15 protein-coding genes are annotated in these 15,962 nt (G+C 67.1%); 2 read left to right on the forward strand and 13 right to left on the reverse strand.

Translation table 11 applies throughout. From position 1 onward, the window contains the following. Positions 1–84 precede the first annotated feature (84 nt). The 9 genes from nifB to ACR4XJ_RS02225 all read right to left on the reverse strand — a co-directional run bounded on the left by nifB (position 85) and on the right by ACR4XJ_RS02225 (position 10,256). Positions 85–1,368: a nitrogenase cofactor biosynthesis protein NifB gene (gene nifB, locus ACR4XJ_RS02185; RefSeq protein ID WP_434753663.1), complete on the reverse strand. Its 1,284-nt coding sequence runs from the start codon at positions 1,366–1,368 to the stop codon at positions 85–87. A gap of 27 nt (positions 1,369–1,395) precedes the next feature. Beyond that, on the reverse strand, positions 1,396–3,003 hold the full coding sequence (locus tag ACR4XJ_RS02190) for a nitrogenase component 1 (protein ID WP_434753664.1): 1,608 nt from the start codon (positions 3,001–3,003) through the stop codon (positions 1,396–1,398). A 10-nt stretch (positions 3,004–3,013) separates the two neighbouring features. Further along, positions 3,014–4,438 carry a nitrogenase iron-molybdenum cofactor biosynthesis protein NifE gene (gene nifE / locus ACR4XJ_RS02195; protein WP_434753665.1) on the reverse strand — a complete coding sequence of 475 codons (1,425 nt, stop codon included), beginning with the start codon at positions 4,436–4,438 and terminating at the stop codon, positions 3,014–3,016. A gap of 256 nt (positions 4,439–4,694) precedes the next feature. Next, positions 4,695–4,997, reverse strand: coding sequence for a (2Fe-2S) ferredoxin domain-containing protein (locus tag ACR4XJ_RS02200; protein WP_035068239.1), 303 nt, complete (start codon positions 4,995–4,997; stop codon positions 4,695–4,697). Positions 4,998–5,021: 24 nt separating this feature from the next. Then, a complete protein-coding gene (locus tag ACR4XJ_RS02205) occupies positions 5,022–6,260 on the reverse strand; it encodes a radical SAM protein (RefSeq protein ID WP_434753666.1) in 1,239 nt (412 codons plus the stop codon). Between the two features lie 223 nt (positions 6,261–6,483). Further along, on the reverse strand, positions 6,484–7,860 hold the full coding sequence (gene nifK, locus ACR4XJ_RS02210) for a nitrogenase molybdenum-iron protein subunit beta (RefSeq protein ID WP_434753667.1): 1,377 nt from the start codon (positions 7,858–7,860) through the stop codon (positions 6,484–6,486). Positions 7,861–7,881: 21 nt separating this feature from the next. Then, the gene (nifD, locus tag ACR4XJ_RS02215; RefSeq protein ID WP_434753668.1) at positions 7,882–9,516 is read right to left on the reverse strand and encodes a nitrogenase molybdenum-iron protein alpha chain; all 1,635 of its coding nucleotides are present in this window, start codon (positions 9,514–9,516) and stop codon (positions 7,882–7,884) included. Between the two features lie 18 nt (positions 9,517–9,534). Continuing rightward, on the reverse strand, positions 9,535–9,909 hold the full coding sequence (locus tag ACR4XJ_RS02220) for a P-II family nitrogen regulator (protein ID WP_434753669.1): 375 nt from the start codon (positions 9,907–9,909) through the stop codon (positions 9,535–9,537). Then, positions 9,906–10,256 carry a P-II family nitrogen regulator gene (locus tag ACR4XJ_RS02225; RefSeq protein ID WP_333506800.1) on the reverse strand — a complete coding sequence of 117 codons (351 nt, stop codon included), beginning with the start codon at positions 10,254–10,256 and terminating at the stop codon, positions 9,906–9,908. Before ACR4XJ_RS02225 ends, ACR4XJ_RS02220 begins: the two co-directional genes overlap by 4 nt. Between ACR4XJ_RS02225 and ACR4XJ_RS02230 the strand changes: the two genes are divergently transcribed. Then, positions 10,246–10,452, forward strand: a complete 207-nt coding sequence (locus ACR4XJ_RS02230) for a hypothetical protein (protein WP_434753670.1) — start codon at positions 10,246–10,248, stop codon at positions 10,450–10,452. The two genes, ACR4XJ_RS02225 and ACR4XJ_RS02230, sit on opposite strands and share 11 nt — an antisense overlap. Here ACR4XJ_RS02230 and nifH read toward each other — a convergent pair. Next, positions 10,449–11,279, reverse strand: coding sequence for a nitrogenase iron protein (nifH, locus tag ACR4XJ_RS02235; RefSeq protein ID WP_434753671.1), 831 nt, complete (start codon positions 11,277–11,279; stop codon positions 10,449–10,451). The two genes, ACR4XJ_RS02230 and nifH, sit on opposite strands and share 4 nt — an antisense overlap. Before the next feature lie 510 nt (positions 11,280–11,789). On the opposite strand from nifH, the gene ACR4XJ_RS02240 reads away from it, so the two are divergent. Further along, positions 11,790–12,971 carry a homocitrate synthase/isopropylmalate synthase family protein gene (locus ACR4XJ_RS02240; protein ID WP_434753672.1) on the forward strand — a complete coding sequence of 394 codons (1,182 nt, stop codon included), beginning with the start codon at positions 11,790–11,792 and terminating at the stop codon, positions 12,969–12,971. Between the two features lie 115 nt (positions 12,972–13,086). Here ACR4XJ_RS02240 and ACR4XJ_RS02245 read toward each other — a convergent pair whose 3' ends face one another. Genes ACR4XJ_RS02245 through ACR4XJ_RS02255 form a run of 3 tightly spaced genes read right to left on the reverse strand, consistent with a single transcriptional unit; the run spans position 13,087 to position 15,870 of the window. Continuing rightward, complete coding sequence (locus ACR4XJ_RS02245; protein ID WP_434753673.1) at positions 13,087–13,791, reverse strand: ABC transporter ATP-binding protein; 705 nt, start codon at positions 13,789–13,791, stop codon at positions 13,087–13,089. Next, positions 13,784–14,623, reverse strand: coding sequence for an ABC transporter ATP-binding protein (locus tag ACR4XJ_RS02250; RefSeq protein ID WP_434753674.1), 840 nt, complete (start codon positions 14,621–14,623; stop codon positions 13,784–13,786). Before ACR4XJ_RS02250 ends, ACR4XJ_RS02245 begins: the two co-directional genes overlap by 8 nt. After that, positions 14,623–15,870, reverse strand: a complete 1,248-nt coding sequence (locus tag ACR4XJ_RS02255; protein WP_434753675.1) for an ABC transporter permease subunit — start codon at positions 15,868–15,870, stop codon at positions 14,623–14,625. Before ACR4XJ_RS02255 ends, ACR4XJ_RS02250 begins: the two co-directional genes overlap by 1 nt. Between the last annotated feature and the right edge of the window lie 92 nt (positions 15,871–15,962).

The following is a 15,962-nucleotide window of genomic DNA, read 5'->3' on the forward strand; positions in this document are numbered from 1 at the left end:
CCCGCCCCGGCATGAAATGAACGGCGGTTCCCCTTGCGGGGACCGCCGTTCGTGCATCGTTTCCCAACGGAAACCTTTCGGAAATCAGCAGCCTTCTCCGGTTCCCCGGCACCCGCCCCCGGCGCACGAGGTCTTGCCCACGCCGCCCTTGCGGCCGCGCAGAGCGGCGGTGTTGCCGTTGCCGAAAACCACGTCCAAGGCGTCGTCGATAAAGCCGGACGCCTCGACGGGCTGCACCCCGGCGGCCACCAGAATGGACTCCGGATGCGCACCGAAGGCGGCGCACAGCAAGGCCCGGCAGTCGTGCAGGGTGTGGGCCACCTGCTTCCAGCGTTCGGGACCGCAGCCGGGTTTGGGCGCAAGGCGCTCCTCGACAAGGTAGAAGCCGCTGGCCCCCTGCCCCCAGATCTGGAACCGGGCGGCCTCGCCCAGGTGCTGGTTGACCAGCATGCCCTCGCGGGTGGCCACGGCCACGTAGGGACGCTCGGCCTCGTCGGTCCTGCTGGCGGCGCAGGCGCGCAGGGTTTCGGCCATCTCGGCGGACTTGTCCTCGTGCAGCAGGCCCACGGCATCGGCGCGGCAGCGCTTGCAGTGGGTCATCTGGGAAATGTGCTCCCCCGCGCCCTTGCGCGCCGCGTTGACGGCGGCCGCGTCCGGCTCGGGCAGGTGGGCCAGCGGGGTGTCCGCCGTGGGCTTCAGCGGGATGATGTTCTGGATGGTGGCCCCCAGTTCGCCTACCACGCGCGCCACCTCTTCCGCGTGATGGTCGTTCACGCCGGGCACGAGGATGGTGTTCACCTTCACCACCATGCCGCGCTCCACAAGACCACGCACCGATTCCAACTGGCGCGCAAGCAGCAGTTCCGCCGCCGCGCGGCCGCGCCAGACCACCTTGTCGTCGCGCACCCAGGAATACAGCTTTTCGCCGATGGCCGGGTCCACGGCGTTGATGGTGACGGTGACGTGGGTGACGCCCAGTTCCTTCAGCCGGTCGAGGTGCGGCGGCAGGCCCAGCCCGTTGGACGAGAGACAGAACAGCAGTTCGGGATGCCTTTCGTGCACCAGGCGCAGTGTTTCCAGCGTTTCCGCAGGGTTGGCCATGGGATCGCCGGGACCGGCGATGCCGATGACGGTGATGCGCGGGTCGGCCTCCAGCACCTTGTCCACGTAGTCCAGCGCCTGGCGCGGCGAGAGCACCGCGCTGGTCACGCCGGGGCGCGATTCGTTGACGCAGTCGTACTTGCGGTTGCAGTACCCGCACTGGATGTTGCACCGGGGGGCCACGGGAACATGGACGCGACCGCAGGACGAGGCGCTGTTGCGATCAAAGCACGGATGGCCGGGGGGAGTGGTGCGCAGCGGCTTCATGGCGGTCTCCTTCGCTCTTCCTGATTCCTACAGATAGCAGTAGCCCACGGGGCTGTCGCTCTGGGTCTTCTCGATGACGGCGTTGACGATGCGGTCCATAAGGGCCTGGGCACCGGCATAGCCCACATGCAGCAGGCGGTGGCCGCCGAAGCGGTCGTGGATGGGAAAGCCCGCGCGCACGAGGGGGATGTTCCACTGCCGGGCGTAGCGGTAGCCCTTGCTGTTGCCCACCAGCAGGTCGGGCGACAGACCTTCCGCCGTGTCGGCGATTTCCTCGAAGTCTGCGCCCTCAATGACCGTGGGCATTGCGGGCAGCATGCCTTCGGTGACGGCGGCGATGGATTCGGCAAGATGCGCCCCGCGCGCGCCGGTGGCGGCCAGCACGGTATGCACGCCGATCTCGGACAGCAGCGACACGAGACCGACGACCAGATCCGCCTCGCCGTAGACCACGGCGCGCTTGCCGGACACGTACTTGTGGCCGTCCACCAGGGCGTCCACGAACCGCCCGCGCTCCAGTTCGTGCCTGCGGGGCAGGGGCTTGCCGGTAATGGCCTCCAGCGCGGAAACAAGGGAGTCGGTTTCGCGCAGGCCGATGGGCAAGCCCACGGAATGCAGCGGCAGGCCGAAGCGTTCATGCAGCACCCGCCCCGCCGTGGCGGGACCGGACGAGCCCACGGGGGCGGCGGCCAGCGAACGGCCGCACTCGATGACCGCCGCCGCGCCGGACAGGGCGCGGATGTCGGCCACCGGGGTGCCGCCCTCGGGCAGCGGGGCGTAGTCTTCCAGCGCCGGACCATCCAGCGGGTCGGACAGGTCGGGCAGGATCACCGCGTCGCTGCCGAAGTCGGCAATGAGGTCGCGCAGGTGGCGCAGGTCGGCCGGGGACACGAAGCCGGGCAGCAGGGCCACCCTGCCGTGGGGCTCCACACGTTCCTTCGCCAATTGGTCCACCAAGGCGCGCACGGCGGCGTTCCAGCCTTCCATGTGCGTGCCGTTGTAGCTGGGCGTGTGCACGTGGACAATGTCCGGCAGGTCGAGGTCGCCGAATTCGTTGCGGAACTCGCGCAGGTAGCCGCCCACGTCGTCGCCGATGGTCTCGGTGAGGCAGGTGGTGGCGACCCCCACCAGCACCGGGTCGTACTTCTTCATGACGTTGAGGATGCCCTTCTTCAGGTTGGGCCCCCCGCCGTACACGGCCTGCTTTTCGCCCAGCGAGGACGAGGCGATGTCCATGGGCTCGCGGTAGTGGCTGATGACGTAGCGCCGCATGTAGGTGGCGCAGCCCTGCGAACCGTGCAGGAAGGGCACGGCCCCCTCCACGCCCCGGAAGGCCAGCATGGCCCCCAGCGGCGTGCACAGCTTGCAGGCGTTGGTGGTGGAGATGAAATCGGGACGCTTGGGGCGAGGGGCCTTGCCGGGCTTGCCGCCGCTGGTCGAGGGCGCGGCCTTCAGGGCCACCGGAGCCAGGCCGCAACCTTCCGCACCGGCTTCCGGCGCTTCGGAACAGCCGCAGCCGTCAGCACAGCCCGCGCCGGATTCACTACAGCTTCCGCCGCAGTCACCACTACAGTCACCAGACACGGTATCGCCACCGGCGCACGGGCCGTCGAGTTCAACGTAATCGAGCGTCATGGTCCACCCCCTATGCATCCGCGCCGGCGGGAATGGCGGCGCGCCTGGCCCGGCGGGGCACGAACCGCCAGACGGGACTCATGACCGAGGCGTGCACCTCGCGGGCGAAGTTGTACATGCCCTCAAAACCGGCCAGGGCGATCTTGCGCTCGTGGTTGTGGTCGCAGAAGCCCACGCCCAGCTTGTGGGCGATGGGGCGTTCCTTCACCCCGCCCACGAACACGTCCACGTCCAGCTCGCGCACGTAGTGCGAAAGCTCCAGCGGGTTGGCGTCGTCGATGATGACGGTGCCGGGGTCGCACACGGTTTCCAGTTCCTGGTATTCCTCCTGCGTGCCGGTCTGCGAGCCCACCAGCACCACGTTCATGCCGAGATGCCGGAACGCCTTGATCAGCGAGAACGCCTTGAACGAGCCGCCCACATAGATGGCGGCGCGCTTGCCGGAAAGGTCGCGCCGGATGTCGCGCAGGCGCGGCATGAGGGCCGCCAGTTCGTCGCGCACCAGGTCGCGGGTGCGCTCCACGATGGACGGGTCCACGGATTCGAAATGCTCGGCCACGGCGTAGAGCGAGTCGGCCATGTCCTCGATGCCCAGATACGACACGCGCAAGTGCGGGGTGCCGTATTTTTCCTTCATCATCTTGGCGAGATCCATGGTGGACCCGCTGCACTGCACCAGGTTCAGGGCCGCGCCGTGGCAGCGGCGGATATCGTCCACGCGGCCGTCGCCGGTGATGTTGGCGACCACCTGAATGCCCATGCGCTCCAGGTACCCGCGCACGATCCAGATTTCGCCCGCCAGGTTGAAGTCGCCCAGGATGTTCACGGAAAGGGGCGAAACGTCATCGGTGGAACCGGTGCCCACCAGTTGGAACATGGCCTTGCACGCGGCAAGGTAGCCTTCGCGCTTGTTGCCCTTGAAGCCTTCCGACTGCACGGGAATGACCGGGATGCCCTTCTTTTCGGACATCTTGCGGCACACGGCCCCAAGGTCGTCGCCGATCAGGCCCACGATGCAGGTGGAGTAGACGAAGGCGGCCTTGGGCCGGTGCAGGTCGATGAGTTCGTCCAGCGCGGCGGCCAGCTTTCGTTCGCCGCCGAAGATGACGTCCTTTTCCTGAAGGTCGGTGGAAAAGCTCAGGCGGTGCAGTTCCGGCCCGGACGAGAGCGCCCCCCGGATGTCCCAGGTATAGGCGGCGCAGCCGATGGGCCCGTGCACCAGGTGCAGCGCGTCGGCGATGGGGTACAGCACCACGCGCGAGCCGCAGAACACGCAGGCGCGCTGGCTGACGGCCCCCGCGAGGCTCTCGCGGTTGCAGGCCATGTCGATGGGACCCTGCCCGGCGCGGTGCACCTGCTTCTTCCGTTCGTCCAGAAGATCCGCGTCGCGGCATGCCGCCGTGGCGGTGACGTTGGGTGCGGTTGCGGTGGTCATGGTCGCCTTCCTTCTTTTTTACGCCTCCGGCGGGCAAGGGGCTTTGCGCGTTGCAATCGCCATCCGTAATGCTCGAAGACTCGCATAACGGCTGCCGTCCCCTGCACCTCTCTCTGGAGGGTGCCCCCAAATAAAAGATTTTGGGGGGTGGGGTCCGGGGAGGGAGACCTTTTTACGCTCTGCGGTCGCCATCCGTAAGGCTCGCAAGCTCGCCCAACGGCTGCCGCAACAGGTCCCCTCCCCGGAAGATTCTGTTTTAATACATCAGATATTCGGCATTGGGTTCGCCGTCCTCGATGCCGTCGAGAATGGCGTCGATGGCGTCGTGGCTATCCACGCCCTTGAACCACCAGTTCTGCGGCTGCACCACGAGGACGGGGCCTTCCTCGCAGGCTTTGAGACACCCGGTGGCGGTGACCAGGATGTCCAGGCCGCGATCGAGGATTTCCTCTTCGAGGTATTGCAGGAACCCGTCGGTCTGCTTGAAACAGACGCCCTTGGGTTCGCCCTTGTGACGGAAGCTCTGGCACACAAGAATCTGATGCGTCGGCTTGGGCATGGTCCTTTCTCTCCCTTGCAATACCTAGACTGTGCGGCCCGTGCCGCGGTTCCTGCCTTTCTTGCCACCCCCGTAGAGCACGTCCACGAGGCCCTCGATGTTGTCTTCGGTCTGGATGACCCGCAGCCCCCTGACGGCCAGACAGTCCACGGGCCGCTGGCCCGCGCTGGACACCAGCAGGTAGGCGCAGTCGGACAGGACGGCGGCCAGGGCTTCCCACCGGGCGTCGCCGGAACCGGCGGGCGGGGCCGGGCGCACGCCCAGCAGGCCCACGGGACCGTCCATGGGACTGTCCGGGGAATTGTCCGGGGGCACGCCCGTGGGGCCGTACACCAGAAACTGGCGGGCGTGCCCAAGATGTTCGTCCACGTCGAAGCCGTCGCTGCTGGCCACGGCCACGTATGGCCGGTCGCCGCCGGGCACCGGCAGGCCGGAGCCCGAGGTGACGGCCACGGGTTCGCCGCATCCCATGCCCGTGCGCCGCGCCACGGGCAGCCCGTCGCGGGCGGAGGCGTCGAGCACGGGCAGGTGGACGGCGGCCGCCTGGTGGGCGGCGTCCATGGTGGCCGCGTCGGCTGCGGGCACGGGGCCTGCCGCGTCCCCGGCCGGAACGAAGGGCAGCACATAGATGCCCGAGGCTCCCAGCGCCTTGGCGGCGGCGGCGATGTCGCCCACGTGGGCGTCGTTGATGCCGGGGTACACGGTGACGCACACGGCCACCTTGATGCCCGCCCCGGCCAGCGCGGCAAGGGCCACGGCCTGCTCGTCCACCAGCAGGGCCGCGCCCTCGCCGGGCCGCAGGGTGCGGGTGCCGGGGCGGATCCAGGCGTACAGGGTGTCCACCAGTTCCGGGTCCACGGCGTCCATGAGCAGGGTGACGTGGCTCACGCCAAGGTCCGCCAGGGCGGCGGCATGGCTGGCCACGCCAAGGCCGTTGGTGGTCACGCACAGGGTGATGTGCGGGTAGGCGGCGCGCACCAGGCGCAGGGTTTCCAGGGTGCGGTCGGGCACGGCGAACGGATCGCCGGGACCGGCGACGCCCACCGTGTGGACCGCCACGCCCGATTCCATGACCGTGCGCAGGTATTCCAGCGCCTCGTCCGGCAGCAGCGCGGGGGACACGGGCGGCTGCCCGCAGGCGCACGGGGTGCTCACGCCCGGGCCGCCATGGCGGCTGCGGGCGTTGGAACGCGGCGCCACCGGCAGCAGCAGCCAGCCGCCGGGACGTCCGTTCGTGTGCGTACAGTGGGGTGCGCCGCTCATGGTTTCTCCGTGGGGTTCTCCGCCCGGCGCCGGGATGTGGCGCCGGGCGGTTCGTTGTCGCAACATGGTCTTGCTTGCCTGGGAGCTGCTTCCAAATCTGTCTTTCGTTCGTTGGCGAGGAAAACGAGCCCGCCGCGAGGGAACATACTTTTCTGGTATTTGACCGAGCCGGGGGGCGAAGTTTGACGACGCCAACGGGCGAAAGGACAATTTGGAACAGCTCCTAGTAGACCAGTTCGAACTTCTCTTCCGGCGCATCCCGTTCGGCGCGGTCCAGCAGGACGCCCAGAATCTTCTCCAGCAGCCGGATGCCGCCCTTGTACCCCGTCACCGGAAAGTACTGGTGGCCCACCCGGTCCATGATGGGGAAGCCGAAGCGCACGTAGGGGATGTCCTCGTCACGGGCGATATACTTGCAGTAGGTGTTGCCCATGACGAGATCGACGGGCTGGTTCTTGATCCACTGGTGGAGCAGGAACATGTCGCCCGCGGCGCGCACGTTCACGTCGAAGCCCTTGCCCGCGCACAGTTCCCGGATGCGCGCCTCGAACTTCTTGCCCGGCGTGCCGGTGACCACGTGGACGGGCTGCATGTCGAGGGTCAGCAGGAACTCGGTCAGCGCGATGAGCTGGTCCGGGTCGCCCACCAGGGCCACCTTCTTGCCGAAGAAGTACTGGTGGTAGTCGGAGATGACGTCGATGAGCTGGCCGCGCTCGAAGTTCACCGCATCGGGCACCGAGGTGCCCGCCACGGTGCGCAGGGCGTCGATGAAGCGGTCGGTGGCCTTGAGCCCGATGGGCATGTCCAGCACCCGGCAGGGCACCTTGCACTGCGAATCCAGGGTGCGGGCCGCGTCGGCCGAGCACCATTCGCCAAGGGCCAGGGTGCCGATGGCGTCGCCGGCGGCGCGGATGTCCGCCGCCGGGGTGCCCGCGTCGGGGAACATGTGGTACTCGCCGGTCAGCGGGCCGTTGAGCACGCCCGAGGTGTCCGGGAACATGGTGAAGGACACCCCGATCATGCCCGCGATGCGCTTGATCTCCTCCATGTCCGAAGGCTCGACCCAGCCGGGGATGATGTTGACCTTGCCGTTCTTCTTGCCGGAAGCCACGGCCAGGCACTTCACCATACCCTTGACCATGTTGGAGAAGCCGGTGACGTGCGAGCCCACGTAACTGGGCGTGGAGGCGAAGATCACCTGCTTGCCCGCGGGCACCTTGCCTTCCTTCTCCGCCTTGTCCACGATCTGCTTCAGGTCGTCGCCGATGGTTTCGGACAGGCAGGTGGTGTGCACCGCGATGATTTCCGGCTCGTACACCGAGAAGATGTTCTCGATGGCCTGCAACAGGTTGGCCTGGCCGCCGAACACCGATGCGCCTTCGGTGAACGAGCTGGTGGCCGCCGACACGGGTTCCTTGTAGTGGCGGGTCAGGGTGCTGCGGTGGTAGGCGCAGCAGCCCTGCGAGCCGTGGCTGTGCGGCAGGCAGCCCTTGATGCCCAGCCCCGCGTACATGGCGCCGATGGGCTGGCAGGTCTTGGCCGGGTTGATGTTGAGCGCCGAGCGCTCCCTGATTTCCGTCGGGGTATGTCTGAGCAGCATGTCGTTTCCCTTCCTTGCCCGTTATTCCCAGACGTAGGTTGCCGAGAGCTCGGGGTTTTCTTCCCAGGGGGCCTTGAGGTCGTTCCAGACCTTGCTGGTGACCAGGCGCTTGATTTCCGTGTAGAAGTTCACCGCGCCCCTGAAGCCCGCGTAGGGTCCGCCGTAGTCGTAGCTGTGCAGCTGCTTCATGGGCACGCCCATCTTCTGCACCGAGAACTTTTCCTTGATGCCCGCGCAGAACACGTCGGGCTTCAGCAGTTCGATCAGCTTGTCGGCCTCGTACTGGTTCAGGTCGTCGATGACGAGGGTGTTGGACTCCATCTGGGGCATCATCCCTTCGTAATCCTTGAAGGTAAAGCCTTCCTCGGCGAGGCGCTTCAGGTCTTCGTCGGACTTGCGCGGGGCGAAGCGGGTGGCGTCCGGCTCGACCTCGATTTCCTCGATGTTGCGGCTGTCGGCGTCCACCTTGATGGTGGGCATCACCTTGCGGCCTTCGTAGTCGTCGCGGTGGGCGAACTCGTACCCGGCGGCGATGGTCTTCATGCCCATTTCGGTGAACAGGTCCTGGTAGTGGTGGGCGCGCGAGCCGCCCACGAACAGCATGGCCGTCTTGCCCTCGGTGAAGGGCCGCACGTCTTCCAGGGCTGCGTGCACGGCGGGCATTTCCTCGGCGATGACCGCTTCCACCCGGTCGATGAGCTGCTTGTCGCCGAAGTACTGGGCGATCTTGCGCAGCGACTTGGCGGAGGATTCGGCCCCGATGAAGTTCACCTTGATCCACGGGATGCCGTACTTGGTCTCCATCATTTCGGCCACGTAGTTGATGGACCGGTGGCACATGACGGCGTTGAGGTCGGCCTGGTGGGCGGTGGCGAACTGCTCGTAGGTGGAGTTGCCGCTGAAGGTGGACACCAGGGTGATGCCGCACTTTTCCAGCACGCGCTCCAGTTCGAAGGCGTCGCCGCCGATGTTGTACTCGCCCAGCATGTTGATCTTGTAGTCGCCGAGCTTGGGGGTATCGTCCTCGCCCACCACGTGGGTGAATATCTGGTTGTTGGCGATGTGGTGCCCGGCGGACTGCGAGACGCCCTTGTACCCTTCGCAGCTGAAGGCGAAGATGTTGATGCCGAGCTTCTCCTTCATCTTGCGGGCCACGGCGTGGATGTCGTCGCCGATGAGGCCCACGGGACAGGTGGCGAAGATGGCAATGGCCTTGGGGTGGAAGGTGTCGTAGGCCTCCTGGATGGCCGCCGCCAGCTTCTTTTCGCCGCCGAAGATGATGTCCTCGTCCTGCATGTCCGTGGAGAAGGCGTAGGGCATGAAGTTCTCGGACGAATCGAACGGGGCCTTGGTCTGGTTGCGGCGGGTGAGCCACGAGTAGAACCCGCAGCCGATGGGCCCGTGCGTGATGTTCACGATGTCGCGGGTGGGGCCCAGGATGACGCCCTTGCACCCCGCGTAGGTGCAGCCGCGCATGGTGATGATGCCGGGGGTGGTGCGCACGTTGGCCTGCACCTCGGGCACCACGTCGCCGTCCTTCACGTCGTTGATGACGATCTGCTTGGCGCGCTTGCGGGCGACCTTGGTGGGATACTTCCTGAGCAGTTCTTCCTTGACGGTCGCGACGTCCGGGATGCTCTTGTGCTTCAGTGCCATGGTGTCCTCTCCTGACCGCTAGAGTATGGCTTTATCGCCGTGCTCGGCGGTTCTCACACGGTGGGCTTCCGGAACGGCGGTGACGAAGATCTTGCCGTCGCCGGGCTTGCCCGTCTGGTTTGCCTTGATGAGGGCCTCGACCACATCGCCGACCTGGTCGTCGGGCACCACCACGGTGACCACGCGCTTGGAATACAGCCTGCCCTTTTCGCCGAGCAGTTCCACGGCCTCTTCGAACCCTTCCCTGGCGCCTTCCAGCAGGTCGCTGCTGACCAGCCCCTTGCCCCGGCCGAAGGCCTCGTGGGCGTAGAAGCCGTTCACGCCCGCCTCGGTCAGCGCCTTCTTGGTCTGGTTCATCTTGTTCAGGCGCACTACGGCCATGATCTCCTTCATGCGGCGGCCTCCTCGACATCGGGTTCCTTCACGCCGGAGCTGATGGTGTAGACCTCTTCCACCGGGGTGACGAAGATCTTGCCGTCGCCGAAGGCGCCCTTGGCGCCGGTGCGGGCCGCGTGCATGATGGTGTCGATGACGAACTGCTTCTCGCCGGCCTTCACCACGCTGATCAGCAGGGTCTTGGGAATCTCGTCGTAGGTGATCTCGCCGATCTTGATGCCGCGCTGCTTGCCGCGCCCGGCCACGGACATCTTGGTCACGGCCGGGAAACCGGCGGCCATGAGGGCGGCCAGCACGTCGTCGGATTTTTCGGGTCTCACGATGGCACGAACCATGATCATCATCGCCGTTCTCCTTCAGATTTGGTGGCAGTCGTCTGTTGGGTTCTCATCAGGCGCTGTTTCCGAACGAGGAATTCCGTTCGTCGGCAAGGAAAACGAGTCTGGCATGGAGGGAGCATACTCTTATCGTATTCGACCGGAATGCCAGACGATGTTTGACGCAGCCGACGGGCGGAAGAACAGTTCGGAACCGGCCTAGGCTTCGAACAGGCCGTAATCCATCAGCAGCTTTTCCAGTTCCGCGATCTGGAGGGGCTTCGGCACCACGAACATCTTGTTCTCGTCGATGGCTTTCGCCAGGTTGCGGTAGTGCTGGGCCTGCCCGTGTTCGGGGGAGAACTCGATGACGGTCTGGCGGTGGATTTCGGCGCGCTGCACCTGGTTGTCGCGCGGGACGAAGTAGATCATCTGGGTGCCGATCTTGCGGGCCAGTTCCTCGATCATTTCCTTTTCGTTGTCCACGTTGCGCGAGTTGCAGATGAGGCCGCCAAGGCGCACCGCGCCCGATTCGGCGTACTTCATGATGCCCTTGCAGATGTTGTTGGCCGCGTACATGGCCATCATCTCGCCGGAACACACGATGTAGATTTCCTCGGCCTTGCCGTCGCGGATGGGCATGGCGAAGCCGCCGCACACCACGTCGCCGAGCACGTCGTAGAACACGTAGTCCAGCTTCTGGTCTTCCTCGTACGCGCCGAGGGATTCCAGCATATTGATGGAGGTGATGATGCCGCGCCCCGCACAGCCCACGCCCGGTTCGGGACCGCCCGATTCCACGCAGAGGGTGGTGGAGTAGCCCTGCTTGCGGATATCATCGAGTTCCACGTCCTCGCCCTCGTCCCGCAGGGTGTCGAGCACCGACTTCTGGGCCAGGCCGCCCAGCAGCAGGCGGGTGGAGTCGGCCTTGGGGTCGCAGCCCACGACCATGACCTTGCGGCCCAGGGCTTCCGCGAGACCCGCGACGGTGTTCTGCGTGGTCGTGGACTTGCCGATGCCGCCCTTGCCGTAGATGGCCACCTTTCTCATGATATCCTCCTGAAGATTCACGCCCGGCCGGGGTGTTGGATTGGCCGGGGTGCGTTCGCCGTGACTGGCGTGCCCATGCAACGACACGCATAGGGCAAACCCCGTGCCAGTGCGGGCCATTTGCGCCAACAATCCGGCATGACAGCGGTTTTCAGGGTGGAGGACCAGGGCTTCGCGCACGGGACGCTACACGCATGCAGCGACCATTTTGTCGCATGCGACAAATACGTGGTCCGCGACATGACGCGGGATGGCCGGGGCGCGGTCCATGGACAGCCGGGCGGGGGGGCAGCACGATACAGGGCGAAACGACCGGCACGCCGAAGGAAAAACCCGTGCCGGCCCCCTCGCCGGTGCGGGTTGGCCCCGGATTGGCACAGGATCGCACAGGATTGGCACCGACAATGCAATGAGGGAGGCGCACCGGTTCACGCGGAGGTCCGCCCCGCCCCCTTTCTCCGCCGCGACCCGCGCGGGCGGGGCGGCTCCGCCTATCTACACGGAGGCCCCATGCTGCTCGACACCACCCTGCGCGAAGGGGAACAGTCCTTCGGCACCTACCTGTCCATGGCGGACCGGGAGCGCATCCTGCGCGGCCTTGCGGCCGTGGGCGTGCCGGAGGCCGAGGTGGGCTGGGCCGGGCGCGAGGACCTCGGGGACATGCTGGCCCTGGCGGCCCGCGTGGCCCCCGGCCTTGCCGCCGCCGCATGGTGCCGTTGCCGCCCGGAAGACCTGCGCGCCGCCGCGGCCTGCGGGGCGCGGCGAGTGTGCGTGGGCGTGCCCGTTTCCGACGCGCATCTGGCCCGGCGGCTGGGCGTGGGCAGGCCCGCCCTGCTCGACCTGCTGGCAGCCACCCTGGCCGAGGCGCGCGCCCTGGGCATCGACCACGTGACCGTGGGCATGGAGGACGCCTCGCGCGCGGACCGCGACTTCGTGTCCGCCGTGGCGCGCCATGCCGCCGCGCACGGGGCGCACCGGGTGCGCCTGAGCGACACGGTGGGGCTGTTCACCCCGCTGGAGGTGGCGGAGGTGGTGCGCGGGCTGCGCGCCGCGCTGGACGCGGCCTGCCACGGCGGCACGGCCCCGCGCGCGCGCCGGGTGTCCATCGGCGCCCATTTCCACAACGACTGCGGCATGGCCACGGCCAACGCGCTCACCGCCCTGGAGTGCGGGGCGGATTGCGCCGACGTGTCCATACTGGGCCTTGGCGAGCGGGCCGGGGTGGCCCGGCTGGAAGAACTGGCCGCCGCCCTGGTGGTGCGCGGCCGGGCCCGGTTCGACCTTTCTCCCCTGCCCGGCCTGTGCGGCCACGTGGCCCAGGCCGCGTCCCTGTCCGTGCCGCGCCACTGGCCCGTGGCCGGGCGCGACATCTTCGCCGTGGAAAGCGGGCTGCATGCCCACGGCGTGCGGCGCGACCCCAGCCTGTTCGAGCCGTTTCCGCCGGACCTGGTGGGCGGCAGCCGCCGGTTGGGCGTGGGCCGCAAGAGCGGCGCGGCCGCCGTGGCCGCCGCCCTGGCCGAATTGTCCATCCTGCCGCCGCCCCCTGCGCTGCCCGCCATCGTCGAGGCGGTGCGCGAGCTTTCCGCCACCCTGCGCCGTCCGCTGACCCCGGCGGAACTGGTTCACGTGGCGGGGGTGGCGGGGGCAGCCGGTCCTCTGGCAGCGCTTCTCCCCGGCCCGTTGCCCGCGTAGCCGCGACCGCACGCGGCGCACGAAAAAAGAGCGGCCCTCCCCTTTCGGAAAGGACCGCCCACGCCAGGCAATGCAAACGCCCCGCGCACGAGGCCGAATCTTCCGGCCGCCCCGGCTACATGCCGAGGTAGGCCTTTTTCACGTCCTCGTTCACCAGCAGGTTGGCCGCCGTGTCTTCCAGGGTGATGCGCCCGGTTTCCATGACGTAGGCGCGATGGGCGATCTTCAGGGCCTGGTTGGCGTTCTGCTCCACCAGGAACACCGTGGTGCCGTCGGCGTTGATCTTGCGGATGATGTCGAAGATCTGCTGGATGATGATGGGCGCGAGGCCCAGCGAGGGTTCGTCCAGCAGCAGCAGGCGCGGCCGCCCCATGATGGCGCGCGAGATGGCCAGCATCTGCTGCTCGCCGCCGGAAAGGGTGCCCCCGGCCTGCTTGCGGCGCTGGGCCAGGATGGGGAACAGCCCGAAGATGTAGTCCAGGTCGCGGGCGATGCCGTCCTTGTCGTTGCGCAGGAACGCGCCGAGGTCCAGGTTTTCCTGCACCGTCAGGTCGGGGAAGATCAGCCGCCCTTCCGGCACCTGGCTGATGCCCAGCCGCACGATCTCGTTGGGCTTCATGGCGTGGATGGGCCTGCCCTCAAAGAGCACCTCGCCGCTGCGCGGGGGCACCGCGCCGCACACGGTCATCAGCGTGGTGGTCTTGCCCGCGCCGTTGGCGCCGATGAGGGTGACGATCTCGCCCTGGCCGATGGTCAGATTGATGTCGCGCAGGGCCTGGATGTTGCCGTAGAAGGCGTTGACGTTACGCAGCTCAAGCATGGGATTCCTCGCCCAGATATGCCTTGATGACCCTGGGGTTCTTGCTCACTTCCTCCGGGGTGCCCTCGGCGATCTTCGAACCGTATTCCATGACGTAGATGCGGTCCGACAGCGACATGACCATGCTCATGTCGTGCTCGATGAGCAGCACGGAAAGCTGGTGGCGCTCGCGGATCTCGATGACGAGTTCCTTGAGTTCGTGGGTTTCCTGCGGGTTCATGCCTGCGGCGGGCTCGTCGAGGCAGAGCAGGAAGGGGTCGGTGGCCAGCGCGCGGGCAATCTCCAGCCTGCGCTGGGCGCCGTAGGGCAGGTTGCGCGCCTGGTCCTTGTAGTGCTGGTGCAGGTTCACGCTTTTGAGCAGCGCGTAGCTTTCCTCGACGATGCGCTGTTCCTCGGCGCGCGTCCGGGAATCGCGCAGCAGCGCGCCTAGAATGCCCGCCCTGGTCCGACAGTGGCGGCCGATCATCACGTTTTCCAGCACGCTCATGGTGGGGAACAGCCGGATGTTCTGGAACGTGCGCGACATGCCGAGTTCGGTGACCTGGCTGGCCTTCAGGCCGTTGACGGTGACGGTGCGGCCGTCGCGCGGGGTCACGTGCACCGTGCCCTCGGTGGGCACGTAGATGCCGGTGATGCAGTTGAAGAAGGTGGTCTTGCCCGCCCCGTTGGGGCCGATGAGCGCCACGATCTCGCCCAGGCGCACCTGCAGGTCCACCTCGTTCAGGGCGCGCAGGCCCCCGAAGTTCATGGAAATGGAACGGACGTCGAGCACGGCGGCGGTCCCACTGGCGGAGTTGACGGGCGTGGCGGCGTTGCCGGTGGTTGCGGACATCAGGCGTTGCCTCCGGCGGCGGGGCGCGCCGCTGCGGCGCCGGCGCCTTCGGCGTCGGGCACGTTGTACTTGGTGCGCCCCGGCGAAACGAGGCCCTGCGGGCGGAAGACCATCATCAGAACCATGGTCGCGCCGAAGATGAGCATGCGGTACTCCGAGAAGGCGCGCAGGTATTCGGGCAGCAGGATGAGCACCAGCGCGCCCACCGAAACCCCGATGACCGAGCCCATGCCCCCCAGCACCACCATGGCGAGCACCATGGCCGACTCCAGGAAGGTGAAGCTGGCCGGGTTGATGAAGGTGGTCTTGGCCGCGAAGATGACCCCCGCGAAGCCCGCCCAGCACGCGCCCAGCGCGAACGCGGTGAGCTTGGTGGTGGTGATGTCGATGCCCATGGCCTGGCAGGCGATTTCATCCTCGCGCAGGGCCTGCCACGCGCGGCCGATGCGCGAGTTCTTCAGGCGCGTCACCGCGACGATGGTCACGATGACCGCCGCCAGGATGAGATAGTAGATGTAGGTGGTGGCGTCGCTGACCGAAAGCTGCGTGCCGAACAGGCCGGGCCGGTCGATGTTGGCGATGCCGCTGGGCCCCTGCGAGAAGTCGCTCCAGTTTTCCAGCACCAGGCGGATGATTTCGCCGAAGCCCAGGGTGACGATGGCCAGGTAGTCGCCGCGCAGGCGCAGCACCGGAAAGCCCAGCAGGATGCCGAACAGCGCGGCCATGGCCCCGCCGATGGGCAGCACCGACCAGAATCCCAGGCCGAAGTTGCTGTTCAGGATGGCGTAGGAATAGGCCCCCACGGCGTAGAAGGCCACGTAGCCCAGCACCAGCTGGCCGGAAAGGCCCACCACGATGTTCAGGCCAAGGCCCAGCATGACGTAGAGCAGGGCGGAGATCATGATGTTGGTCTGGTAGGTGGAGACCAGCCACGGCAGGACCAGGAACACGGCCAGGATCACGGCCAGGGCGGGCACGGCGGCCTTGGGGTCGCTACGCAGGCGTTCGAACCACGCGCCGCGCGCGGACATGACGCCCCCGGCGGCCGCGGCGCGCCCGGCCTCCTTGCGGGCCATCATGAACCGCCACACGAAGGACAGCACGAACGAGCCCGCGCCCATGCCCAGCATGTTCTCCCACCGCCAGTCGATGGTCCCGTTCAGGCTGTCGATCCTGATGACCATGAGCGGAAAGGTCAGGAACATGAACCACAGGCTGACCAGTATGGATTTCTTGAGACCTTGCATGAAGACTTTCCTCGGAATGCGTCGTTATGTCCCGCGTGTTCCGGCATCCGGCGGGGCGGCCCGTGGCCTGCGAGTTACCGCAAGCTTGGCGG

It is taken from the genome of Nitratidesulfovibrio sp. D1, from assembly GCF_051133415.1.
Lineage (GTDB): Bacteria > Desulfobacterota > Desulfovibrionia > Desulfovibrionales > Desulfovibrionaceae > Cupidesulfovibrio.

What these genes read in the sequence shown, in the direction of transcription:
- nifB (WP_434753663.1), bottom strand. Translation starts at nt 1,368, where the DNA reads ATGAAGCCGCTGCGCACCACTCCCCCCGGCCATCCGTGCTTTGATCGC.
- ACR4XJ_RS02190 (WP_434753664.1), bottom strand. Translation starts at nt 3,003, where the DNA reads ATGACGCTCGATTACGTTGAACTCGACGGCCCGTGCGCCGGTGGCGAT.
- nifE (WP_434753665.1), bottom strand. Translation starts at nt 4,438, where the DNA reads ATGACCACCGCAACCGCACCCAACGTCACCGCCACGGCGGCATGCCGC.
- ACR4XJ_RS02200 (WP_035068239.1), bottom strand. Translation starts at nt 4,997, where the DNA reads ATGCCCAAGCCGACGCATCAGATTCTTGTGTGCCAGAGCTTCCGTCAC.
- ACR4XJ_RS02205 (WP_434753666.1), bottom strand. Translation starts at nt 6,260, where the DNA reads ATGAGCGGCGCACCCCACTGTACGCACACGAACGGACGTCCCGGCGGC.
- nifK (WP_434753667.1), bottom strand. Translation starts at nt 7,860, where the DNA reads ATGCTGCTCAGACATACCCCGACGGAAATCAGGGAGCGCTCGGCGCTC.
- nifD (WP_434753668.1), bottom strand. Translation starts at nt 9,516, where the DNA reads ATGGCACTGAAGCACAAGAGCATCCCGGACGTCGCGACCGTCAAGGAA.
- ACR4XJ_RS02220 (WP_434753669.1), bottom strand. Translation starts at nt 9,909, where the DNA reads ATGAAGGAGATCATGGCCGTAGTGCGCCTGAACAAGATGAACCAGACC.
- ACR4XJ_RS02230 (WP_434753670.1), top strand. Translation starts at nt 10,246, where the DNA reads ATGATCATCATCGCCGTTCTCCTTCAGATTTGGTGGCAGTCGTCTGTT.
- ACR4XJ_RS02225 (WP_333506800.1), bottom strand. Translation starts at nt 10,256, where the DNA reads ATGATGATCATGGTTCGTGCCATCGTGAGACCCGAAAAATCCGACGAC.
- nifH (WP_434753671.1), bottom strand. Translation starts at nt 11,279, where the DNA reads ATGAGAAAGGTGGCCATCTACGGCAAGGGCGGCATCGGCAAGTCCACG.
- ACR4XJ_RS02240 (WP_434753672.1), top strand. Translation starts at nt 11,790, where the DNA reads ATGCTGCTCGACACCACCCTGCGCGAAGGGGAACAGTCCTTCGGCACC.
- ACR4XJ_RS02245 (WP_434753673.1), bottom strand. Translation starts at nt 13,791, where the DNA reads ATGCTTGAGCTGCGTAACGTCAACGCCTTCTACGGCAACATCCAGGCC.
- ACR4XJ_RS02250 (WP_434753674.1), bottom strand. Translation starts at nt 14,623, where the DNA reads ATGTCCGCAACCACCGGCAACGCCGCCACGCCCGTCAACTCCGCCAGT.
- ACR4XJ_RS02255 (WP_434753675.1), bottom strand. Translation starts at nt 15,870, where the DNA reads ATGCAAGGTCTCAAGAAATCCATACTGGTCAGCCTGTGGTTCATGTTC.